This window comes from Pseudomonas sp. FW300-N2A2, from assembly GCF_017351735.1.
GTDB lineage: Bacteria > Pseudomonadota > Gammaproteobacteria > Pseudomonadales > Pseudomonadaceae > Aquipseudomonas > Aquipseudomonas migulae.
Window position 1 is genome coordinate 175,243 of record NZ_JACNDU010000007.1, and the last position, 22,972, is coordinate 198,214.

23 protein-coding genes are annotated in these 22,972 nt (G+C 59.5%); all 23 read right to left on the minus strand.

The window, feature by feature from the left end; genetic code table 11:
- Window positions 1–300, minus strand: a complete 300-nt coding sequence (locus J4E42_RS12775; protein ID WP_008024574.1) for an STAS domain-containing protein — start codon at window positions 298–300, stop codon at window positions 1–3.
- 214 nt (window positions 301–514) lie between these two features.
- The gene (gene fliJ, locus J4E42_RS12780) at window positions 515–964 is read right to left on the minus strand and encodes a flagellar export protein FliJ (RefSeq protein WP_008024572.1); all 450 of its coding nucleotides are present in this window, start codon (window positions 962–964) and stop codon (window positions 515–517) included.
- A 6-nt stretch (window positions 965–970) separates the two neighbouring features.
- Window positions 971–2,329, minus strand: coding sequence for a flagellar protein export ATPase FliI (fliI, locus tag J4E42_RS12785; RefSeq protein ID WP_192226042.1), 1,359 nt, complete (start codon window positions 2,327–2,329; stop codon window positions 971–973).
- Window positions 2,319–3,119, minus strand: a complete 801-nt coding sequence (gene fliH / locus J4E42_RS12790; protein WP_192226040.1) for a flagellar assembly protein FliH — start codon at window positions 3,117–3,119, stop codon at window positions 2,319–2,321. The genes fliI and fliH overlap by 11 nt, the downstream gene beginning before the upstream one ends.
- Window positions 3,120–3,126: 7 nt before the next feature.
- Window positions 3,127–4,146, minus strand: a complete 1,020-nt coding sequence (fliG, locus tag J4E42_RS12795; RefSeq protein ID WP_003184041.1) for a flagellar motor switch protein FliG — start codon at window positions 4,144–4,146, stop codon at window positions 3,127–3,129.
- The gene (gene fliF, locus J4E42_RS12800; RefSeq protein WP_008044586.1) at window positions 4,139–5,926 is read right to left on the minus strand and encodes a flagellar basal-body MS-ring/collar protein FliF; all 1,788 of its coding nucleotides are present in this window, start codon (window positions 5,924–5,926) and stop codon (window positions 4,139–4,141) included. Before fliF ends, fliG begins: the two co-directional genes overlap by 8 nt.
- Before the next feature lie 15 nt (window positions 5,927–5,941).
- Window positions 5,942–6,271: a flagellar hook-basal body complex protein FliE gene (gene fliE, locus J4E42_RS12805; RefSeq protein ID WP_008044594.1), complete on the minus strand. Its 330-nt coding sequence runs from the start codon at window positions 6,269–6,271 to the stop codon at window positions 5,942–5,944.
- Window positions 6,272–6,485: 214 nt separating this feature from the next.
- Window positions 6,486–7,871 carry a sigma-54 dependent transcriptional regulator gene (locus tag J4E42_RS12810; protein WP_207285370.1) on the minus strand — a complete coding sequence of 462 codons (1,386 nt, stop codon included), beginning with the start codon at window positions 7,869–7,871 and terminating at the stop codon, window positions 6,486–6,488.
- Window positions 7,872–7,876: 5 nt separating this feature from the next.
- The gene (locus J4E42_RS12815; RefSeq protein WP_404943246.1) at window positions 7,877–9,100 is read right to left on the minus strand and encodes a sensor histidine kinase; all 1,224 of its coding nucleotides are present in this window, start codon (window positions 9,098–9,100) and stop codon (window positions 7,877–7,879) included.
- A gap of 110 nt (window positions 9,101–9,210) precedes the next feature.
- Window positions 9,211–10,686 (minus strand): sigma-54 dependent transcriptional regulator, encoded by a 1,476-nt coding sequence (locus J4E42_RS12820; RefSeq protein ID WP_008044600.1) that lies wholly within the window; start codon window positions 10,684–10,686, stop codon window positions 9,211–9,213.
- 173 nt (window positions 10,687–10,859) lie between these two features.
- Window positions 10,860–11,156, minus strand: a complete 297-nt coding sequence (locus J4E42_RS12825; protein ID WP_008044601.1) for a hypothetical protein — start codon at window positions 11,154–11,156, stop codon at window positions 10,860–10,862.
- A 10-nt stretch (window positions 11,157–11,166) separates the two neighbouring features.
- Complete coding sequence (gene fliS / locus J4E42_RS12830; RefSeq protein WP_008044602.1) at window positions 11,167–11,562, minus strand: flagellar export chaperone FliS; 396 nt, start codon at window positions 11,560–11,562, stop codon at window positions 11,167–11,169.
- A 129-nt stretch (window positions 11,563–11,691) separates the two neighbouring features.
- Window positions 11,692–13,125, minus strand: a complete 1,434-nt coding sequence (fliD, locus tag J4E42_RS12835) for a flagellar filament capping protein FliD (RefSeq protein ID WP_207285371.1) — start codon at window positions 13,123–13,125, stop codon at window positions 11,692–11,694.
- Window positions 13,126–13,207: 82 nt separating this feature from the next.
- A complete protein-coding gene (locus J4E42_RS12840) occupies window positions 13,208–13,573 on the minus strand; it encodes a flagellar protein FlaG (protein ID WP_008044605.1) in 366 nt (121 codons plus the stop codon).
- A 72-nt stretch (window positions 13,574–13,645) separates the two neighbouring features.
- Window positions 13,646–14,491 (minus strand): flagellin domain-containing protein, encoded by an 846-nt coding sequence (locus tag J4E42_RS12845; protein WP_008044606.1) that lies wholly within the window; start codon window positions 14,489–14,491, stop codon window positions 13,646–13,648.
- Between the two features lie 244 nt (window positions 14,492–14,735).
- A complete protein-coding gene (locus J4E42_RS12850) occupies window positions 14,736–15,011 on the minus strand; it encodes a hypothetical protein (protein WP_207285372.1) in 276 nt (91 codons plus the stop codon).
- Complete coding sequence (locus J4E42_RS12855; RefSeq protein WP_008044609.1) at window positions 15,008–16,300, minus strand: motility associated factor glycosyltransferase family protein; 1,293 nt, start codon at window positions 16,298–16,300, stop codon at window positions 15,008–15,010. The genes J4E42_RS12850 and J4E42_RS12855 overlap by 4 nt, the downstream gene beginning before the upstream one ends.
- 86 nt (window positions 16,301–16,386) lie before the next feature.
- The gene (locus tag J4E42_RS12860; RefSeq protein ID WP_008035244.1) at window positions 16,387–17,313 is read right to left on the minus strand and encodes a ketoacyl-ACP synthase III; all 927 of its coding nucleotides are present in this window, start codon (window positions 17,311–17,313) and stop codon (window positions 16,387–16,389) included.
- 228 nt (window positions 17,314–17,541) lie between these two features.
- Window positions 17,542–18,594 (minus strand): pseudaminic acid synthase, encoded by a 1,053-nt coding sequence (gene pseI / locus J4E42_RS12865; RefSeq protein ID WP_008044612.1) that lies wholly within the window; start codon window positions 18,592–18,594, stop codon window positions 17,542–17,544.
- Window positions 18,587–20,092 carry a UDP-2,4-diacetamido-2,4,6-trideoxy-beta-L-altropyranose hydrolase gene (gene pseG, locus J4E42_RS12870; protein ID WP_207285373.1) on the minus strand — a complete coding sequence of 502 codons (1,506 nt, stop codon included), beginning with the start codon at window positions 20,090–20,092 and terminating at the stop codon, window positions 18,587–18,589. The genes pseI and pseG overlap by 8 nt, the downstream gene beginning before the upstream one ends.
- Window positions 20,089–20,784 (minus strand): pseudaminic acid cytidylyltransferase, encoded by a 696-nt coding sequence (gene pseF, locus J4E42_RS12875; RefSeq protein ID WP_207285374.1) that lies wholly within the window; start codon window positions 20,782–20,784, stop codon window positions 20,089–20,091. The genes pseG and pseF overlap by 4 nt, the downstream gene beginning before the upstream one ends.
- Window positions 20,785–20,788: 4 nt before the next feature.
- Window positions 20,789–21,952, minus strand: a complete 1,164-nt coding sequence (gene pseC, locus J4E42_RS12880; protein WP_008044617.1) for a UDP-4-amino-4,6-dideoxy-N-acetyl-beta-L-altrosamine transaminase — start codon at window positions 21,950–21,952, stop codon at window positions 20,789–20,791.
- Window positions 21,949–22,950, minus strand: coding sequence for a UDP-N-acetylglucosamine 4,6-dehydratase (inverting) (gene pseB, locus J4E42_RS12885; protein WP_207285375.1), 1,002 nt, complete (start codon window positions 22,948–22,950; stop codon window positions 21,949–21,951). The genes pseC and pseB overlap by 4 nt, the downstream gene beginning before the upstream one ends.
- Window positions 22,951–22,972 lie beyond the last annotated feature (22 nt).

Here is a 22,972-nt window from a genome sequence, read left to right on the forward strand (position 1 = left end):
TCAACTGATGTCGAACAGTTTGTCGAAGTTGGAGATGGCGAGAATCTTCTTCACGTCAGAACTGCTGTTGACGACGCGAATGTCGGAATCGTCGCCACCAGCGTGATCACGCAGCAGAAGCAGCATGCCCAGTGCAGAACTGTCGAGGTAGGTCGCTTCTTTCAAATCGACGACCACTGCAGAGAGTTCCTTGTTCTCGTAGGACTCCCGAAATTCCTGATGTTTGGCGAAGTCGAATCGTCCTCTGATCGATATCGTCAGTTTTTGCCCATCCGGAGAGACTTCTGTAACGACTGACATTGAACGGCATCCTTGTCATTGGTGAACATACTTGTACAAGGTTTAGCACTTGACGGAGATGGGGGCAAGGCTGGAAAGGGGCGGAGTTTTTGAGGACGCCTTCGCGGGCAAGCCTCGCTCCTGCGGGATTTGTGCCGTTCACGAAATCATGGACGATGCGAAACCTGTAGGAGCGAGGCTTGCCCGCGAAGAACGATAACGCGGCCTGACTGATTCAGTACGGACTCTCACGCGGCAACCGCTGGGACAACTCGTCCATCAGCTTCTGTTCGCGCCTGTCTTCCAGCTGTCGCGCCTCGTCTGCGTAACGCTGAACCAGTTTGCGCAAGCCTTCGACCCGGGCAAATGCCTGCTGCCAGGTTTCCCGTGCCTTGTTCAGATTGTTCTGATGCCACGCCAGGCTTTGTCGCTGCTGATCGATGGCGGTGCCCAGTTGCGCGAGGAAGCCCTGATAACCCAGCAGCCACTGGCCCGAGACGCCGCTGCTGCCGCGCACGATCCATTGCTCCTGATAGTCGAGTCGAAAGGCTTCAAGGTCGGCGAGCTTGCTTTCTGCCACGCGAACCTGGCCCTGAAAATGGCCTAACCGCTGAGCGGCGGTTTTCTCGGCCTTTTCGGCCATTTCGACCACCGGCGCCAGACGCCCTGCCCGACTCTGGGCCATGATCGATTAACCGCCAGCCGCAGGCGCGAAGATCGAGCCCAGATAGGATTCGCTTTCGCCCAGGCTGATGCTGTCGTTCAACCCTTGGCGCAGGTATTTGGCCAGCTGCGGCTGCAGGGAAATCGCCAGGTCGGTCTCGCGATCTCCGCCAGCGACGTAGGCGCCGACACTGATCAGGTCGCGGCTCTGCTGATAGCGCGACCACAACTGCTTGAAATACTGGGCGCGGGCCATGTGTTCCGGCGACACCACCGACGGCATGACCCGGCTGATCGACGCTTCGATGTCGATGGCCGGGTAATGCCCTTCCTCAGCCAGACGTCGGGACAGGACGATGTGCCCGTCAAGCACACCCCGCGCCGAGTCGGCGATCGGATCCTGCTGGTCATCGCCTTCGGACAACACGGTATAAAACGCGGTGATCGAGCCGCCGCCCTTTTCAGCGTTACCAGCTCGCTCCACCAGTTTCGGCAACTTGGCGAACACCGATGGCGGATAACCCTTGGTCGCCGGCGGCTCGCCAATGGCCAGGGCGATTTCCCGCTGGGCCTGGGCGAAACGAGTCAGCGAGTCCATCAGCAACAGGACATTCTTGCCCTTGTCGCGGAAATACTCGGCGATCCGCGTGCAATACATCGCAGCGCGCAGACGCATCAGCGGTGCATCGTCCGCCGGGGACGCCACGACCACCGAGCGCTTGAGCCCTTCTTCACCGAGAATATGCTCGATGAATTCCTTAACTTCGCGACCCCGCTCACCGATCAGCCCGACGACGATAATGTCGGCCTCGGTGAAGCGGGTCATCATGCCCAGCAGCACACTCTTGCCGACGCCGGTACCGGCGAACAGCCCGAGCCGCTGACCGCGACCGACCGTCAACAAACCGTTGATGGAGCGAATGCCCACGTCCAGCGGCTCGCTGATCGGGTGACGCTTGAGTGGGTTGATCGTCGGGCCGTCCATCGGCACCCAGTCTTCCGCCTTCATGCCGCCCTTGCCGTCCAGCGCACGACCGGCGCCATCAAGCACCCGTCCGAGCATGCTCATGCCCATCGGCAGACGACCGGTATCGGCCAACGGCACCACACGGGCGCCGGGCGCGATGCCGGCGACGCTGCCGACCGGCATCAGAAAGACTTTGCTGCCGGAGAAGCCCATGACTTCGGCTTCGACCTGCACCGGATGGTAACTGTCGTCGTTGATGACCATGCAGCGGCTGCCCATGGCGGCGCGCAAGCCTTCAGCTTCGAGGGTCAGGCCGACCATGCGCAGCAAGCGGCCTTCAAGGATCGGTGCGCCGGCCAGCTCCGTGGCCTCGGCGTAACTGCCCAGGCGCTTGGCGAAGCTGGTGCGATCAAGGCGCATCGGGAACGTCCGGCTCGGCTTCGACGGCAGGTTTGGCCTCGATCGGCAGCTCCAGGCTCAGGTCCGGCGCGGCTGGGTGCAGGGCCTGCTCGTGCAATTGATCGAACAGCTTGTCCATGACCCGGGCGATGCGCGTTTCAACGGTGGCGTCGATGCGACTGTGCTCCGTCTCGACCCGGCAACCACCAGGCAACAAGGCTTCGTCCTCGACGATGCGCCAGGTTTCTTCATGGCGTTCGCGCAGGGCTTTGACCTGTTCGAAATCCTGCGGATTGATGTACAGCCGCACATTGCCCACGCCCAGCGGCAACAGCTTGAGGGCGTCGCGCATGACGTGTTCGATCTGCGTCGAGTCGATGGCCAGTTCGCGCTGAATCACCTGTTTGGTGATGTGCTGAACGAGATCGACCAGCGACTTTTCGATCTGGGTGTCTTGCTCGGCGATAGGCTCGAACAGGTTGGCCATCAGTTGCTCAAGCGCGGCGACTTTCGGCGCCAGGACCGCCTCTGCTTCCTGACGGACCTTGAGCGTGGTGCTGTGAAAACCTTCTTTCTCGCCCGTGGCGAAGCCTTCGTTGTAGGCCTCCTGGCGAATGCTTTCGAGTTCTTCGAGGGTCAGTGGCTGGACTTCTTCCAGCGGCACTTCCTCCATTTCCGGCGGCTCGGGCTCTGGTTCCGGCTCGGGCTCCGGTGCAGGCGGGTCGAAACTGGGCAGCGACCAGGTGTCGAAACCCGCGACGTCCTTGGCGCGGATCAGGTCGGTCTGGGACTCATCATGTTTGGACGACATAGTGACCTTAGATCATCTCTTCGCCGCCCTTCCCGCCGAGAACGATTTCTCCGGCTTCGGCCATACGGCGAGCAATGGTGAGGATTTCTTTCTGTGCGGTTTCCACGTCGCTGACACGCACCGGGCCTTTGGCCTCGAGGTCGTCGCGCAACAGTTCGGCCGCCCGTTTGGACATGTTCTTGAAGATCTTTTCCTTGACGCCTTCGTCCGAGCCTTTGAGGGCCAGTACCAGTACATCGGAGGAGACTTCGCGCAGCAACGCCTGAATCCCGCGGTCGTCGACATCGGACAGGTTGTTGAACACGAACATGAGGTCTTCGATCTGACCGGACAGGTCTTCGTCGACTTCGCGGATCGAGTCCATCAGCTGACCTTCGATCGAGCTGTCGAGGAAGTTCATGATGTCGGCCGCACGCTTGATGCCACCCAGGGTGGTGCGCGAGGCATTCGAGTTGCCGGAGAACTGCTTCTCGAGAATCTGGTTGAGTTCTTTCAGGGCGGCTGGCTGCACGGTATTCAGCGAGGAAACCCGCAGAATGATGTCCAGTCGCACCTTGTGGTCGAAGTTGCCCAGCACTTCGCCGGCCTGGTCCGGGTCGAGATACGCCACGACGATCGCCTGGATCTGCGGGTGCTCGTAACGGATCACGTCGGCGACGGCGCGCGGTTCCATCCACTTCAGGCTGTCGAGGCCACTGGTGTTGCCGCCCAGCAGGATCCGGTCGATCAGGCCGTTGGCCTTGTCCTCGCCCAGCGCCTGAGTCAGCATTTTGCGCACGTAGTCGTCGGAGCCGACGCCCAGGCTGGTCTGATCGCCGACAATGTCGACGAACTCGCTCATCACCTGCTCGACCTGCTCGCGGTGCACGTTACCCATCTGCGCCATGGCCACACCCACACGCTGGACCTCTTTGGGCCCCATGTGGCGCAGCACCTGGGCGGCATCGGTAGAACCGAGAGACAGCAGCAGGATTGCGGCTTTATCGACCCGGGACAGTTTGGCGACGGCGGCTCGGTTATCACTCATCTGCGTTAATCCACTCTTTCACGACCTGGGCCACGCGACCCGGATCTTCTGCCACCAGACTCTTGATTGCGTTCAACTGTGCGTCATAGCCTTCGCTCGGGCTTGGCAGCAGGATGCTGGTCGGGCCGCCGAGGCTGACGCGGTCGTTGGCCAGTTCGCCGTCCAGGCCGCCCATGCCACCGAGTTCCACGTCGCCGCCAAAGCCGGCCAGCTGTTTGCCTTTGCCGCCATTGGTGATGTTGTTGAGCACCGGACGCAGCACACCGAACACCAGTATCAGGATGAACAAGACACCCAGCACTTGCTTGACGATGTCCCAGAACCACGGCTGGGAGTAGAACGGAATATCGGCAATCACTTCACCGCGCTCGGCGGAGAACGGCATGTTGATCACGCTGACGCTGTCACCACGACTGGCGTCGAAACCGACGGCGTCCTGTACCAGACGAGTGAAGCGCGCCAATTCGTCGGCGCTCCACGGCGCACGGGTGGTTTCGCCGTTGGCTGCGTTGATCTTGACCTGATCGTCCACCACTACCGACACCGACAGGCGATTCAAACGCCCTTGCTGTTGTTTGGTGTGGCTGATGGAACGGTCGAGCTCGAAGTTCTTGGTGGATTGTTGACGCTTGTCCGCCGGGTACGGTGCCAGCATCGGTTGGCCGGTGGCCGGGTCCATGATTTGCTGACCGTTGGCATCCAGCAGTGGCTGGCCTGGCTGCACCATGCCGGCCGACGCGGTAGCGCCACCGGTGGTTTGCGGCGCCGAGGCCGGCGATGGCGGCTGGTTGCTCAGGGCACCCGGCACGCCTTGCGGGCCATTGCTGGCGGTGCGTTGCTCGTTGACCGACTGCTCGCTGCGCAACGCCGGCTGATCCGGGTTGAACTGCTCGGAGGTCGACTCGACAGCACTGAAATCCACGTCCGCCGAGACTTCGGCTTTATAGCGGTCGTTGCCCAGCACCGGTTGCAGGATGTTGTGCACGCGCTGAGTGAGCATGCTTTCCATGCGACGGCTGTAGTCGAATTGCTTGCCGGCCATGGTCAGTTCGGAGTTCTCCGCCTGATCCGAGAGCAGGTTGCCCTTCTGATCGACGACGGTGATCTGCGACTTGCTGAGTTCTGGAACGCTGGTCGCGACCAGGTTGATGATCGCCACCACCTGACCCGGCTCAAGCGAGCGACCGGAATACAGTTCTACCAGCACCGAAGCGCTCGGCTTGCGCTCGTCACGTACGAACACCGAGCTTTTCGGAATCGCCAGGTGCACGCGGGCACCCTTGACGTTGTTCAGGCTGGAGATGGTCCGGGCCAGTTCGCCTTCGAGGCCGCGACGATAACGGGTCGCTTCCATGAACTGGCTGGTGCCGAGCCCCTGGTCCTTGTCGAGGATCTCGAAACCGATGTTGCCGTCGCTGGGAGTGACACCAGCGCCCGCGAGCTTCAGTCGCGCACGGGACAGGTCATCGGCCTTGACCAGCAAGGCACCGGAGTTCGGTTCAACGGTATAGGGAATGTCTGCGGCAGCCAGGGTATCCATGACTTGCTTGGCGTCCATACCGGCAAGGCTGCCGTACAGAGGCCGGTAGTCCGGCTGTTGGGACCACAACACCACGGCGAAGCCAATCGCCACGCTCGCAGCCAGGCCGACCAACAGGCCCACCTGACGCAACATGGTCATCTCGGAGAGGTTTTCCAGGAAGGACAAGCCGAACAGCGGCGGTTTGCCGTCTATCGGAGTGGCCTTGGCCGGAACATTATCGGCGACTGCTTCTGCCATGACTCAATCTCGTCCTTAAACCGGCATCTGCATGATGTCTTGGTATGCCTGAACCAGCTTGTTACGCACTTGGGTCAACGCCTGGAAAGACACGCTGGCCTTCTGCGAGGAAATCATCACGTCCGTCAGGTCAACACCACTCTTGCCAATCTCGAAGGCACTGGCCAACTGACTGGAAGCCTGCTGGGTGTCGCTCACTTTATTGACGGCCTGACCGAGCATGTCGGAAAAGCTGCTGCCGCTCAATTCAGGGACGGCGGCAGTCGATTTCGGCGCAGACATGGCATCCATTTGCATGGAACGCATGTCCAGCATCAACCGATTGAATTCAATACCTTGGCTCATGGTCTACTCTCATTGACGACCCGCAATTTTTTGACACTCACTCGGCGGGTAGTGAGGTGTTAGCAACAAGGGTGCCATCTCCGTGGCCGCCCAGAACAAAAGCCCTTTATCAGCTCACAAACTTCTGCAGGAGCGAGCCTGCTCGCGATGGTCGTGAACGATAACGCGTCGCTCCTGACTCCATCGCGAGCAGGCTCGCTCCCACAAAGCAAAATCAGGTGGCGAACAGGTAAGCTTCAACATCCATTCCGGCATCACGCATTTGCGCCAGTTTGTAGCGCAGGGTGCGAGGGCTGATGCCCAGACGCTCTGCCGCTTCCTTGCGACGACCCCGCTCAGAGCGCAAGGTATCGATGATCATCTGGAATTCGCGGCGACGCAGGTCGTCACCCAATGCACCGGCAGACTCGGACTCGACTTCCACGCCCCGCACCGGCACGGCGGCCAATGCCGGCAACGGCGCACAGGCAACCGGCCCGGCCAGGCAGAAATCCTGCGGCTGGATCACACCGCCCTGCTGCAGGATCAATGCACGCTGAATCGCGTTATCCAGCTCCCGCACATTGCCCGGCCACGGATAGCCGATCAGGCACGCCTGCGCCTCGGGCGACAGTCGCGCCGCCGCATGCTTCATTTTATTGACGTGCTTGGTCAGCAGCCGCTCGGCCAGCGGCAGGATGTCGGCGGTGCGTTCGCGCAACGGACGCCAGGCCAAAGGAAATACGGACAGGCGATAGTAAAGGTCTTCGCGGAAACGCCCTGCCGCCACTTCACCGGCAAGGTCGCGGTTGGTGGTGGCGACGACCCGAATATCCAGCGTGATCGGTTTGCGCGCGCCGACCCGCTCAACTTCGCGCTCCTGTAACACGCGCAGCAACTTGGCTTGAAGACCCAGGGGCATTTCGGAAATTTCGTCGAGCAGAATGGTTCCGCCGTCGGCCTGCTCGAACTTGCCGGCCTGCGCCGCGATGGCGCCAGTGAACGAACCCTTTTCGTGACCGAACAGCGTTGCCTCGAGCATGTTGTCGGGAATCGCCGCGCAATTGATTGCAATGAACGGCTGGCTGGCGCGATGAGAATGCTGATGAATGTAACGCGCCAGCACTTCTTTACCCGTCCCGGACTCACCGGAGATCAACACCGTCGAATCACTGCGCGCCACCCGCGCGGCCAATTCCAGCAGCTGCGCACTGGCCGGCTCGAACGCTACAGGCCCCTCGCTGTCGCCAGCGCCGAGGCTGCCCAGCGCATGCCGCGCAACCAGATCCAGCAAAGCCTTGGGCTCGAACGGCTTGACCAGATAATCCGCCGCGCCCTGACGCATCGCATCGACCGCGCGCTCTACGGCGCCGTGCGCCGTCATCAGGAGCACCGGCAACTGCGGTTGGCGAGCGCGCAGCAATCCGAGCAGTTGATGGCCGTCCATGCCCGGCATGTTGACGTCACTGAGCACCAGGTTGAACGCCTCGGCTCCGACGGCGTCCAGCGCTTCTTCGGCCGACCCCACGGCTGTGTAGTCATGCCCTGCGAGCAACAGCGTATCGGTCAGTGCTTCGCGTAATGCGCGGTCATCCTCGACCAGTAAAACCTTGATCCCCATGTCGTTCACTCCACTCCCTGAGCACTGCGCTTTTCATCAGAAAACAGCGGCAGAATCACCTGCGCGCAGGTGCCGCGACCCAACCGCGAGTGCAGCTGCAATTCTCCCTGATGGGCACGAGCCACGGCCTTGACCACGGTCAGGCCAAGGCCGGTCCCGGTGGTTTTAGTGGTAAAAAATGGCTCACCCAAACGCGCCAGCACTTTCGTATCGATGCCGCTGCCGCTGTCACTGACGCAGACACGCAGGTTGTTGTCGCGGGTGTAGAGATGGACTTTCAAGCGAACGTCGCCGGCACTGGCCTGGATCGCGTTCTCGATCAGATTGAGAATCGCCCCGACCAACGTGTCGCGATTGCACAGCAACTCACCCGCATGGCTGTCGCACTGCCAGCGAACCGGCAAATCCTGCACATGGGTCAGCGCCGCTGCCTGCAAGGATTGCATCAGCATTTTCGGCGTAACGCGATCGGTCAGCGGCAGCTCGCCACGAGCGAACACCAGCATGTCGCGCACTTGATGCTCCAGCTCATGCAAACGCTCTTTAAGCCGCCCGGCAAAACGCTGCTGCGTGGCAACCGGCAGTTCTTGCTCGGTCAAATGACTGGCGTAAAGCAATGCGGCGGACAACGGCGTACGAATCTGGTGAGCCAGCGAGGCAACCATTCGACCGAGGGAAGACAGGCGTTCGTGGCGAGCCAGTTGATCTTGCAGATGACGGGTTTCGGTCAGGTCATTGAGCAACACCAACTGGCCGGGCTCGGCATCCAGCGAGCGGGTGGCGATCGACAGACGCCGACCGTCCTTGAGCGAGATTTCGTGGCCGTCGTCTTCGCGCGGCGCAAAGCATCGGGCAATGACATGACGCCACAGCTCGCCTTCGAGAGGCAGGCCGAGCAATTCACATGCAGCGGGGTTGGCTTCACGCACGATGCCCTGGGCGTCGATGACGATAACGCCGCCGGGCAATAGATCGAGGAGGTTTTGCAGGCGGTTGGCCAGGCGTTCTTTTTCCGCCAGTTCCTGCATGCGCTGAGCGCTGACCACCGCCAGCTCGCCCTTGAGCTCGGTGACCCGGGCTTCGAGCATGCTGTAGGAGTCGGTCAACTGGCTGGACATCTGGTTGAACAACGCGAAAGCCTGCTCAAGGCCAAGCCGGCTTGCCTGCTCTACGGACGACGTTTGTCCCGAAGCATCAGGGACAGGAGACATCTGGGCGGCTTGGGGCATCGGGCTCTCTCGCTTGGCTGACCGTCAGTTAAACGGAACGTTGCGAGGGATGTAGCAATACCCGTGCCTAAAAAAAACCGCCTACAAATGAACGACTTGAAAAACAGGCGTCAATCATCCGCCTGTTCATCACCATCGCGACGGCTCATGCCGTACTTGCGCATCTTCTCTACCAGCGTGGTACGACGGATCCGCAACCGCTCGGCAGCGCGCGCCACGATGCCATTGGCATCATCCAGCGCCTGCTGGATCAGGCCCTGTTCCAGACCACCGAGGTAGTCTTTCAGGTCCAGGCCTTCCGGCGGCAGCATGGCGTTGGCGGTGAAGTCCGGAGTGTGACCGTTGATGGCCACGCGCTCTTCAAGATCGCTGCGCAGGCTATCGACCAGTTGCTCGTCTTCGTCATCGACGTAGCGGAATTTCTTCGGCAACTCGACCACACCGATCACCCCGTACGGGTGCATGATCGCCATGCGCTCCACCAGGTTGGCCAGTTCGCGAACGTTGCCCGGCCAGCCGTGACGGCACAGCGACATGATCGCTGCGGAGTTGAAACGGATCGAACCGCGCTTCTCGTGCTCCATGCGCGAGATCAACTCGTTCATCAGCAGCGGAATGTCTTCGACACGTTCGCGCAGCGGTGCCATCTCGATCGGGAACACGTTCAGGCGGTAGTACAAATCTTCGCGGAAAGTGCCGATCTCGATCATGCTTTCGAGATTCTTGTGAGTCGCCGCGATGATGCGCACATCGACGCTTTGGGTCTTGTTGCTGCCCACGCGCTCGAAAGTGCGCTCCTGCAGCACGCGCAGCAGCTTGACCTGCATCGGCAGCGGCATGTCGCCGATTTCGTCGAGGAACAGCGTGCCGCCGTTGGCCAGCTCAAAACGCCCGGCGCGACTGGTAATCGCCCCGGTGAAGGCGCCTTTCTCATGACCGAACAATTCGCTTTCCAGCAACTCGGCCGGGATCGCCCCGCAGTTGACCGGGACGAACGGCGCGTCACGACGCTTGGAATGGTAGTGCAGGTTGCGCGCGACCACTTCCTTGCCAGTCCCCGACTCGCCAAGGATCAGCACGCTGGCGTCGGTGTCGGCAACTTGCTGCATCATCTGACGGACGTGTTGAATCGCCCGGCTGGTGCCGACAAGACTGCGGAAAAGGTTGGGCTCGCGATGACGACCGCGCTCGCGGGCCTGGTCGTACATCTCTCGATAGACCTGGGCACGGTGCAGCGAATCGAGCAGTTTGCTGTAGCTGGGTGGCATTTCGAGGGTCGAAAGCACTCGGCGACGCTGGTCTTCTGGCAAGTCAACGGAAGAATTATCGCCCATTAACAAAACCGGAAGGAACTCATCCCAGGTAGAGAGTGTCTTTAACAAGCCCGGAAGTGCACCAGGAGCATTGACCGTCCCGATGAGGACACAGATCACTTCACGACTTGATGACAAAGAGCCGACAGCCTGCTGCCAGTCATGGCTACCGCAGGGTAAATTTTCTTCGCCAAGAAAATTTAAAATCACCGCCAGGTCGCGGCGGCGGACGCTATCGTCATCAATCAGCAGAATTTTGGTTTCACGCCACATGCAATAGCAACTTCCCTAGTCAACTCAATGCCCGAAATGATGGGGCAAGCTAGACGCTTGCAGACACGTTATGCCTGTAGACGCCTGAAATCTGGAACCAGCCACTAGTTAAGTCAAAAAACCGTGCACAGTCAAATTTATGGCGCACTATGTTTGGATTAACTGAGGATTAATTAACCAAACAGATGGTAAACCTTTGCAGCGTTCTGTGCTTGATGGATCTGCGACATCTCATCAACTATTGCTTGTCGCTCCCCTGTCGCCGCCTCCAGAAGCTGCTTATACACCCCCAGCAACTCTTCAAGATTGTCACGCAAGGCGGCCTCGTCTACCGAAGCTTCACTCAAGACGTCTTCCATGCAGGAACGACAAGCCAGATCCAACTCACCGATGGCTTCCCAATTGCGCTCGGCCAAGGCACCGACGAGGGCATCACGGGTGTGTTCGATACGCTGCAATACAAGACTCATGGTGATCTCCTTAAAACTGCGGACCCGGCGCGGCGATAGCATCCCAGCCTTCTTTGACTGTGCGAAGCAAATCGGCGACTTCGTCGAGAATCTTTGGATCGGTTTTGACGTTGGCTTCTGCCAGGCGCTTCATCATGTAGGTGTACAGCTTGTCCAGCTCACCCACAGACTCAATCGAATTTTCCAGGTCCAGGCCTTCACGCAAGCCACCGACGATCGCGATCGCCTTGCCGATGAAAATGCCTTTGTTGGGAATATCCTTGCGCTCCATGGCACCCTTGGCCTGAGCGATGCGATCCAGCCCACCTTCCATGAGCATTTGCACCAGGCGATGGGGGCTGGCTTCGGAAGTCTGGGCCTGAGCACCAATCTTCTGGTACTGCCGAAGGGCTAACATCGGGTTCATGCTGTACCTCATCAAAACTTTGTGATTCGTATAGCCAGTGTATCGACACCGCGTCAAAAATCTTTAGATCGAAACAAAAAAAGCCCGACAAGCGGAATTCGCTGCCGGGCTTTTGGCGCCTACGCGCTATCAGCCTTTTTTCTGTGCGTTCATCGCCTCAAACATCGAGGTAATGTTGCTCGCCGTTGCCTTGAGCTTGCCGACAAGAGTGTCCATGTCGTTGTACTTCTTGGTCAGCACGGTTGTCAGAGTCGCGACCCGACGATCCAGTGCTTCCTGCTGGCTGGCCAGGTTGGTTTTAACCTTCGCCAGGCTGGCCGAACGCGCATCAAGGATGCCTTCGTTGCCAGTAACGGTATAAGGCGTAATCGCCGAATTCATTCGCTCCAGCAGCCCCTTGGCCGCATCGCCGGTCGCCGCTGGATCACCCAGGAACAGCTTCTGAATTTCACCACCCAGTTTCTGCGTATCCATCGCCGCAGAGAACTTGGTGCTGTCAAAATCGAGCGCACCGGTTTTCTGGTTAGTGGTAATACCCAACTGCGAAAGCACGGTCAGTTTGTCGCCAGCACCGGTACTTGCCAACGGCTCACGGATCGACGCCAGAACACTGCGACCCAGCGAGTCACCGGTCAATGCCGCGGGAATGGTTGGCTTGCCATCTTTATCCAGGGAAGGCTTGCTCAGCGTACTGACGGTGCTGACCACCTGGTTGAAAGCGTCGACAAAGGCCTGGATCGATTTTTTCAAACCGTCACTGTTCGGCCCGACCGTCACAGTGGAAGTACCCGTCGTCACCAGATTCAGTGTCAGGCCGGAAATGGCGCTATCCACAGTGTTGGATTTGCTGGAGATAGCCAGCCCGTCAACCGTAAAGCTGGCATTCGCAGCGAGTTCGCCGATGGCACCCGCCGAAGCCCCATCAGGCGTGGGACCCATTTTCTGGCCCGCGGTAATTTCCAGGCCCGGAATACCACTGAGCGTGATATCGGAATTCAAACCGGTCGCGGTAGACCCCAGGACCAGACGCGAACCGAAGGAGTCAGTGACAATGTTGGCACTGAAGCCATTGGCGCCTTGCTGGGTGTTGATCGCATCCCGCACCGTCTGCAACGTAGCACCAGGAGGAATGGTGACCGGTCGGGCAATGCCATTTTGAGTGATATTGAGCGTACCGTCCTGAATGGCACTGGTAGGGCCAAGGGGAAACGCAGCGGTCGCCACCTTGGATGAAGTCGCAAGGGAGTTGACCTTGATGACATACGTGCCGTTGACCGCCGAGTTGCTGGCGACAGAGGTCAGCACTTTGGGATCGGAACTCGTGGCGTTGTAACCCAGGAACTGAGGGGTCTTGGTATCACCAAGGTTTTTGATCGCGGCCTGGAAATTCGCCAACACACTCTTGAGGGTCCCGACACCGGAAATCTGCGATGTATTGGTGTTCGTCTGCCGGTTGATCTGGGTTTGCTTGGCCGATTTATCAGCATCAACCAAAGCTTTGACGATAGCCGTGGTGTCAAGGCCGGAGCCTAACCCCAGACCCGGTAGAATTGGACTTGCCATGTGGGACTCCCTTCAGTGTGTCGCCGGCCTTTTGACCATTACAACGCCCAAAAGAACATAGCAACAAAATTCGTGCCAGCTGTCAGACTTTAGCGCTGAACAACAGGCTGCTTGCATCATTCAAACTATTGGCCAGTTTGAGCACTTCTTCGTTGGGGATCTGGCGAACCACTTCACCCGACTCGCTGGCGATCACTTTAACGATAACCTTGCCTGAAGGTTCATCGATCGAGAACTCCAGATTGCGCTTGATCGATTGAACGAACTTTTCGATTTCCTGAACGGCCATCTTCAGTTTGTCCTGCTCGCTTTGCGCGTCTTTTGATTCATCCTTGACCGTTGCCACGGTGGCAGCATCGGCTCGAGGCTTTTCCACCGATTGTTCAGCAACAGTCGTCGCCGGCTTCGCGGCAGGATAAGACAAGTTCAGCTTCACGCTCATATCCATGTCCATCACCTCTTAAATTGAAAAAGCGAGAGAGCGCGCGTGCGCACTCCCCCGCCAAAACTTACCCAGCTATTACTGAAGCAGTTTCAGTACAGCGGATGGCAGTTGGTTGGCCTGGGCCAGAACCGAAGTGGAAGCTTGTTGCAGGGTGTTTTGCTTGGTCAGCTGTGCAGTTTCAGCAGCGAAGTCGGTATCTTGTACGCGGCTCAGTGCAGCACTGGCGTTTTCGTTGATGTTCTGCAGGTTGGAGATCGTGGTGGAGAAACGGTTCTGAGCAGCACCGAGGTCAGCACGAGTGGAGTTGATTTTGTCCAGGGCAATGTTGATGGCCGAGATCGCGGACAATACAGAGTTGTGGTTACCCGAGTTGGAAGTACCGGAGATGGTAGTACCGGTCATGCCCAGGGCGCTGGCGTCGAAGCTGGTCGACAGGGTCAGAGTGATCTGGTTGTCGGAAGTAGTGTTCGAACCTACCTGGAATTCCATCGCGCCAGCAGTACCGTCGATCAGCGCTTTGCCGTTCAGGTTGGTGGACTGAGCAATACGGGTCAGTTCTGCAACCGACTGTTGGTATTCTTTGTCCAGAGCGGTACGGTCAGCAGTGCCGTTGGAGTCGTTTCGCGATTGCAGTGCAATTTCACGCATACGTTGCAGAATGTTGGTCGACTCTTGCAGAGCGCCTTCAGCGGTCTGAGCGATCGAAACACCGTCGTTGGCGTTTTTGATAGCCATGGTCTGACCACGGATCTGCGAGGTCATACGGTTAGCGATTTGCAGGCCGGCGGCGTCGTCTTTGGCGCTGTTGATTTTCAGGCCGGAAGACAGGCGAGTCATCGAAGTCGAAAGCGCGTCGGAAGCACGGTTCAGGTTCTTCTGAACGTTCAGCGACGTAGTGTTGGTGTTTACTGTCAAAGCCATGACGAATTCCTCGTTGGTTGGGTACTGCGGCTTCCGGCCCTGGCAACCGCCGGGTATGGCCTAGAGAACCTTCGTAATAGTTATCGTCGCGAATGCAGGTTGCTTTAGGCCATTTTGAAAAAAATTTGCCATCACACTGCCACCCCCCATAAAACAAGGGCTTGGCGGCAAGCCAATCCAAAAAAGTGACGTCAGGGAAATGCCGGTAACGGGACAGCGAGGACTCGCCTGTACCGGCACATTGTCAAAAGCCTTGACCGGCCGTGGCCGCTTCCAGCAATTGGGGCAACTCATAATCAAGATAATCGGCCAGCGCCAACCAATCCTGCGCCTCCTGACAGGCCTGCATGTCGGAGAGCAACGCCGTCCAGCGGGATTGGACCTCGACAGTCTCGTGCCCCATTGCGGATTGCACATCACTGCAAATCTGGACCATGAGCAGCGCCGCTTCGACATCTCGCCCCAGACGGAACAAAACAGAACACTGCAGCGCCTGGGCAATCAGGGAGGATTCAGTCATCGCGTGAGCTCCGGGTGAAACGTCGTGCCGACGATCATCGCCCCTGCCCGACTGCTGTTATAGAAAGCCATCTGAGGATGCCCGGCGATGTACCGTTCCAGCTCGCACAAGTAACTGCGGAAATTGAGCTGCGTCTTGACTCGCTGACCGTGGCCATCGAGCACCCAGTGCCGGGCGGCGCCCACGTTCGGCCCAAGGTCACCGTCATTCCAGCCGGCGTGGGTCTTGTTGTTCGGAAAAGCAAAATCGGCGCCGAACAGCGTGATCTGGCTGGCCCCCATGTGTACCGCCAGGTCCACCGCCGGGTGAATCACACTGCCACCGACAAACAGTTGGGCCTTGGGCAACTGCTCGCGCATGTCCCTATAGACAGGGCTGGCGGAATAGGCCACGTAACGCTTGCCCTGCCAACCTCCCAAGACCTCAGGATCAACCATGGGCATGTAGACCAGCGTGATATCGCGCGAGGCATCGCACGGCAAATGTCGCGTCGAGATGCGCTGATCAATCGTGACCACCACATCCGGCTTGATCCCATGCTCGATAAGCGGTCGGTAGGCCGTATCGACGCAAATGAACAACGGCCGCTGCGCCTGTTCGCGTACCGCGCGCAGCGTGTCGAAGTGCTGTTCCAGGCTGGGTCCGGTGGCAATGACAAACACTTCCCTGCCGGAACAGGTGGCAAACAGCTCCGCAGCATCGGCATCGGCGCGAACACGCTCGACACTCGCCTGCAAACGCTCGGCAATCTCCGGATTGTCGGCATTGAATTCGCGATTGTTGAAGGTCAAATGGGTTTCGCTGATCAGCCGGTCGCGGATCTTGGCGTTGTAGTCGTCCGCCAGCACCAGCTCCGAAGGCAGCGCGAAGTACGGCAACTGGATTTCCGCCAGATCGCCGGCATACAGCAGCACCACTCGTGAATCGGCGAGCCACGACTGTTGATCGAGCAGTTGCAGCACCAGGGAAAACACCGCGCCGTTCAGAATGTGCACGTACAACCGTTCAAGCCCGGTTCGCTCCAGCAATTGCAGCTGTAAATCCCCCAGCCCGGTGCCATAGACATGCACCACCGGACTGTCGACGGGCAGGCTGCCGGCCTGAAGCAACGCTTCGCGAGTGCGGTCATGGCGACTGGTCAACTGAATGCCATTGATGCTCAATGTCGAGCCCTGGCCATCCACCAGATCAGCGCGCAACTCGGTGCTGTTCTCCACCGACAGTCGATGCCAGACCTTGGGCCAACGCCGCTGAATCAACTCGCCGTTGCGCTCAAACAACTCGCTCATGGAGCCTCGCTTTTCATTCGGGCAAAAAAAAAATAGCGCTCAAGGTTACACCTTGAACGCTATTTTTATGCCTGGCTTTTGAAGGATCAAGGGCGATAGATAATCGCCGAGCCCCATGACAAACCAACGCCGAAACCGCTCAACGCCACACGTTTCCAGGTGGAGTCCAGTACGTGTTTCTCCAGCAGCAACGGGATACTCGACGAAACGGTGTTGCCGGTCTCGACCATGTCCTTGATGAACTTCTCCGGCTCGCCTTCGAAGCGTCGAGCCACAGCGTCGACAATCGCGGCACTGCCCTGGTGAATGCAGAACGCATCGATATCATCAGCGGTCAGCTGCGAATCGGTCAGCAGTTCGTGCAAGTGCGCCGGGACTTTCAGCAGCGCGAAGTTGAACACCTGACGGCCGTTCATGAAGAACACCCCGTCGGTCACCTTCAGGTGCGGCGCACCGGAACCGTCGGTGCCGAACTTGGCCTTGCCCAGTTGCCATGGTGCGTTTTCGCCCATCCAGGTTGCAGTGGCGGCATCGCCAAACAGCATGGTGGTGTTGCGGTCTTCCGGGTCGACGATCTTCGAGTACGGATCTGCGGTGATCAGCAGGCCATTCTTCAAGCCTGCGGCTTCCATGAAGCCCTTGATGGCGTAGATGCCGTAGACGTAGCCCGAGCAGCCCAGGGAAATATCGAACGCGGCGACGGTGGTCGGCAGGCCCAGTTTGTCCTGAACGATGGCGGCGGTGTGCGGCAGGCCTTCTTCGTCGCCGTTCTGCGTGACGACGATCAGTACGTCGATGTCTTCACGTTTCAAGTCCGGATTGTTGGCGAACAGCGCATTGGCTGCTTCGACACACAGGTCCGAGGTTTCCTGACCAGCGTCTTTGCGCGGCAGGAAGGCCGAACCGATCTTGCCCAGGATGAATTCTTCATCCTTTTCGAATTTTGCACCTTGTGCGTAATTGTCCACGCCGGCTACAGGAACGTAGCTCGCAATGCTTTTTATGCCAATCATTACGGCTTCCCAATAATAAACAGCCCAATACCACCGCTCGTAATGATTCGAGGGGCGCCGACAAACGGAGAAAAACGCCGCCTCATTGAGGCGACAGCGGGAAGAATAAAAGGCTATCACTGGGCCAAAAACAGGCCAGGCGCCACCTTCCCGATTAATACAATACAGTGAAGATGCGCGTTATGACTCGCAGGTCACTCTATTTTGCCGAATCGGCACCATAAGGGGTTATTCGACCAACGACCAGTCCAGCGGCGTTCCGCGCGGGATAGCCTTACGGGCACGGCGGCCCAGAAGGGTTTCCGCGTGTTTTGGAGCCAACCCCAGCCCCGGACGAATGGCTCGCAGATTAGCGACAGAAAAGGGCTCGCCGGCAGCCATGTCCTGAGTCACATAGAGCGAGCGGCGGTACATCAGAGACTTGCGCTCGGCGTCCGTCACACCGTAATGCACATGCCCCATGGCCTGCCACGCGCGCTCGGTTTCTATCACCAGGCTGGCGAGCTCCGCCGGCTCCAGCGAAAAACTGGCGTCCACGCCACCGGCGCTGCGGTCGAGGGTGAAGTGCTTTTCCACCACCGTCGCCCCGAGAGCCACCGCGGCCACAGACACACCGACGCCCATCGAGTGGTCAGACAGCCCGACTTCACAGCCAAACAATTCGCGCAAATGAGGAATCGTCCGCACGTTGCTGTTGGCGGGCGTCGCCGGGTAGGTGCTGGTGCACTTGAGCAACACCAGATCCTTGCAACCGGCTTCGCGGGCGGCACGTACGGTTTCGTCGAGTTCGGCGATGCTGGCCATGCCGGTAGAAATAATCAATGGCTTGCCGGTCGCAGCGACCCGACGAATCAACGGCAGGTCCGTATTCTCGAAACTGGCGATCTTGTAGGCCGGCACGTCGAGACTTTCGAGGAAGTCCACTGCGGTGTCATCAAACGGCGTGGAAAACGCGAGCATCCCCAGCGCCTTGGCGCGGGCGAAAATCGGCGCGTGCCACTCCCACGGCGTATGCGCTTTTTCGTAGAGCGCGTACAAGGACGATCCGGCCCACAGACTGTTCGGGTCCTTGATGAAGAACTCGCCCTCGGACAGGTCCAGGGTCATGGTGTCGGCTGTGTAGGTTTGCAGCTTCAAGGCGTGCGCACCCGCCTTGGCTGCGGCATCGACGATTTGCAGGGCCATGTCCAATGACTGGTTATGGTTGCCACTCATCTCGGCGATGATGAACGGCGGCGCATCGGCCCCGATCAAGCGGTCGCCAATTTTGAAGCTAGTCATTGCAGTGATCCTTTAATACGCGCGTGAACGCGCAAGCATTCTGAGTGAAACCGGCTTCGCGAAAAACCTTCAGCGACGGCTGGTTATCTGGCACGACTTGAGCGGTGATAGTCCGCAGTTGCGGCCAATGGGTGGTCACGAAAGCCTCGCCCCGAGCCAACAGCGCCCTGCCCCAGCCCAGGCCGATGCGATCTTCAAACAGATAAATCGAGACTTCAGCTTCAAATTCGCTCAAGTCATAACGCAACACGCCCACCGGGCCGTCATCGGCCTCGGCGATCAACAGCAGACGCTGTGCATTGTTCAAACTGGCGGCCAGCCAGTTTTGATGCGACGACCATTCGATCAGCCCGGTCTCCCGCGACCAGCGCCGTACCGCTTCGGCATTACGCCCGTCGAACAGAAGCTGCGCATCGTCGGTGGTCGCGGGGCGGATCAGCAACACCGCGCCGGCCAGGGCGGCCGCCACCCGCTGTGCGCCCCGACCATCCACCAACTGGCGCGAATGCTCGGCCAGACTCTGGCGTATCCCAGGATTGCCCGCGACAAAACCGATGGCCTGACGCAATTGTTCGACGCTCACCTGCTCACGGGCGCCCAGGTACACATGGGCGCCCGAGGCCGCCATGACCTCGCCGTTGGCCTGCTGATTATTCGAGACCGCAATGCAAATCGTCGGCAACCCCAGGGCCGCCCGCTCCCAACTGGTTCCCCCACCGGCGCCGACGAACAGGTCGGCCTCGATCATCAGGCGGTAGAAGTCGCTGACAAAACTGTGCAAGCGCCAGTTGGGATGACTCGCCGCCATGGCCATCATCTTGTCCCATGCCGGGTTATCGGCACCGGCCACGAAATCAACTTCCAGCGCATGGAAATCGGCCATCGCCAACATCGCGTGATAAGTCTGCATCGCCGCATCGAAACCGCCGAAATTGACCAACACCCGTTTCACCTGGGGCTTGATCGCAATTGCCGGGCAGCAGAACTCATCGCGCAGCATCGCGAATCGCGGGCCGAACAACGTCTGGCAACCGGGCTCAAGCAGCGAACCATAAGCCTCTGGTGTACCCGACAGATTCTGGTTGAGCAGCAGGTCGACGGCGTACCGGCGAGTGGCGAGGTCGTCCACCGCAGCGATCCGTGGCGCCCAGCGCCGGGCCGCCGTCTGCCAGTGATGATCGAGCCCATAGTGGTCGACGATGATCCAGTCGAATGCCGGATGGTTTTCCAAGGCGTGCGCCAGCGCGTCGATGTCCGCCTGCCACGGCAGCATGGATTCGATGGCTTGTTGCGGGTCTTCGTCGGGATAACGATCGGGCAGCGCAAAGGTTTCGAAACCTTCGGCTGCCAGCATGTCCAGCCGATGCCCCGGCAGTTGGCGGCATGCAAAAGCAACATGCGAGCCCTGTTTGCGCAAAACCCTGGCCAACGGCAACAAACGAGCGATGTGCCCGCTGCCAATGGTGGGCGACGCGTCGGAGCGAATCAGCACTCTCATTGCAACTCACCACCAGCCTTCAGCGCAGCGTACAAGTATTCGGCGCGCGTCCAGTCTTCGAGGGTGTCGATGTCCTGCACCAGATGCCGCGGCAGGATCACCGGCAGGCTCACCGGGGAAAACAACACGTCGCCGCGCAACCAGGCCTCGCTGCGTCCCCAGTAGAACTGGCCGGCGTCCTGAAAGGCTGCGGGCAGATCCTGCGACCGGGTGTTGCGGAACTCGGGGTACAACGATGTCAGCGCGCCCTGCTCGTCGAGGGTCAAGGCGCGCTGCACGGGAAAGCCGAAATCGGTCACGGAAAACGCGAAGGATTTTTCCGGATGCTGCTCCAGCAGTTCAAGTCCCTGACGCAGAAACCGTACCTGCAACAGCGGTGCGGTTGCGTAGATGCAGCAGGCATAGTCGAACGCTGGTAATTGATTCAAGGCATGAACGATCACCGCGGCGGTGCCGGTGAAGTCGTCGGCCAACGACGCCGGACGCAAGAACGGCACCTGAGCCCCGTGAGCCCGCGCGACCTCGGCGATTTCTTCATCGTCGGTGCTGACGATCACCTGGTCGAACAGTTGCGACTCCAGCGCCGTGCGAATCGAACGAACGATCATCGGCACGCCGTCGAACGGCTTGAGGTTCTTGCGCGGGATTCGCTTGCTGCCGCCGCGGGCCGGAATGATCGCAACGCTGCTCACAACACTACTCCTCAAGAACCAGGCGTCGCAGTTGCGCCACCACATAGTCCTGCTGCTCATCGCTCAGCAAAGGAAACATCGGCAGGCTGATGGCCTCGGCGTAATAACGTTCGGCCTGCGGGAAGTCACCTTCGGCAAACCCCAGGTCACGATAGTACGGCTGCAAATGCACCGGTATGTAGTGCAGGTTCACACCGACACCCGCCGCTCGCAAGCCTTCGAACACCTGGCGATGACTGAGGTTGATCCGGTCGGTGTGCAACCGCACCACGTACAGATGCCACGCCGATTCGGCCTCCGGCTGCGCGCCGGGCAAGGTCAGCGGCAAGTACGCCAGCGACCGCTCATAACGCGCGGCCAGTTCACGGCGACGCGCGATGAAGCCATCGAGCTTGTCCAGCTGCGACAGACCGAGTGCCGCCTGCAGATCGGTGATCCGGTAATTGAAGCCCAGCTCCACCTGCTGGTAGTACCAGGGGCCGTGACTGGCTTCGGTCATCTGTTGCGGATCGCGGGTCATGCCGTGGCTGCGCAGGCGCTGCAAGCGCTCGGCCAGTTCAGGGCGGTTGGTCAACACCATGCCCCCTTCGGCGCTGGTGATGATTTTCACCGGGTGAAAACTGAACACCGTCATCGCCGCAAATTCGCCGCAGCCCACCGGACGCCCGGCATAGGAAGCACCGACCGCGTGGGACGCATCCTCGATCACCGTAAAACCATAACGTTCGGCCAGCCCGGCGATCATGCGCATGTCGCAGCTCTGCCCGGAAAACGCCACGGCCACCAGCACCTTCGGCAGCGTGCCAGCGCGCTCGGCGGCCTCAAGCTTCGATGCCAGTGCGTAAGCGTCGAGATTCCACGTCAGTGGATCGATGTCGACAAAATCCACCTCGGCGCCGCAATAGCGACCACAGTTGGCCGAAGCCAGAAACGTATTCGGCGTAGTCCATAGCCGATCGCCCGGGCCGAGTCCGGCCGCGAGGCAGGCAATGTGCAACGCCGCCGTGGCATTGCACACCGCCACGGCGAAATCAGCCTGGCAACGTTGCGCCAATGCCTGTTCGAAGCGTTCGATGGTCGGCCCTTGAGTGAGCCAGTCCGACTGCAACACGGCGACCACCGCATCGATATCTGCCTGATCGAGGCTCTGCCGACCGTAGGGAATCATGCCGGCAGTTTCGCGTGCAGATCAGCAATCTGTCCGACCGACAGGTAGTGCGGATTGGTGTCGGACCGGTACTCGAAGTCTTCACTGACAGGCCTGCCCTGCTCGCCCAGTTTGTCGACGGCAAAATCCACGTCGACGCTGGTGAAACGAATCGAAGGTTGAATGGTGTAGTGATCGGCAAACTCCAGGGTCATCCGCGCGTCGTCCAGCGGCACCATCAACTCATGGAGTTTTTCTCCCGGACGAATGCCGACGTTCTTGTGCGGCAAATGTTCAGCCATGCCCAGTGCCAGATCGACGATACGAATCGACGGGATCTTGGGCACAAACACTTCACCACCGTGCATGCGGGCGAAGCTGTCGAGCACAAACTGCACACCGTGATCGAGGGTGATCCAGAAACGCGTCATGCGCTCATCGGTGATCGGCAGCTCCGTGGTGCCCTCGGCGATCAGCTTGCTGAAAAACGGCACCACCGAGCCACGCGAACCGGCAACGTTACCGTAACGGACCACCGAAAAACGGGTGTTCTGGTCGCCGGCGATATTGTTCGCGGCGACGAACAATTTGTCCGACAGCAGCTTGGTCGCGCCGTACAGGTTGATCGGGCTGGCGGCCTTGTCGGTGGACAGCGCGACGACTTTCTTCACGCCGTTGTCGATGGCCGCGGCAATGATATTTTCCGCGCCGTTGACGTTGGTGCGGATGCATTCGGTCGGGTTGTACTCCGCCGCCGGCACTTGTTTCAGTGCCGCGGCATGCACCACGTAATCGATGCCACGCATGGCCTGGCGCAGACGATCAGCATCGCGCACATCACCGAGGAAGTAACGCATGCACGGCGCGTTGAACGTCTGCTGCATCTCGTACTGTTTGAGCTCATCGCGCGAGAACACCACCACCCGCTTCGGCTGATATTGCTCCAGCAGCCGGCGGATGAAATTGCGCCCGAACGAGCCGGTACCGCCAGAGATGAAAATCGATTTGCCGTTGAACATGCCTTGAGTCCTTGTACCTGTC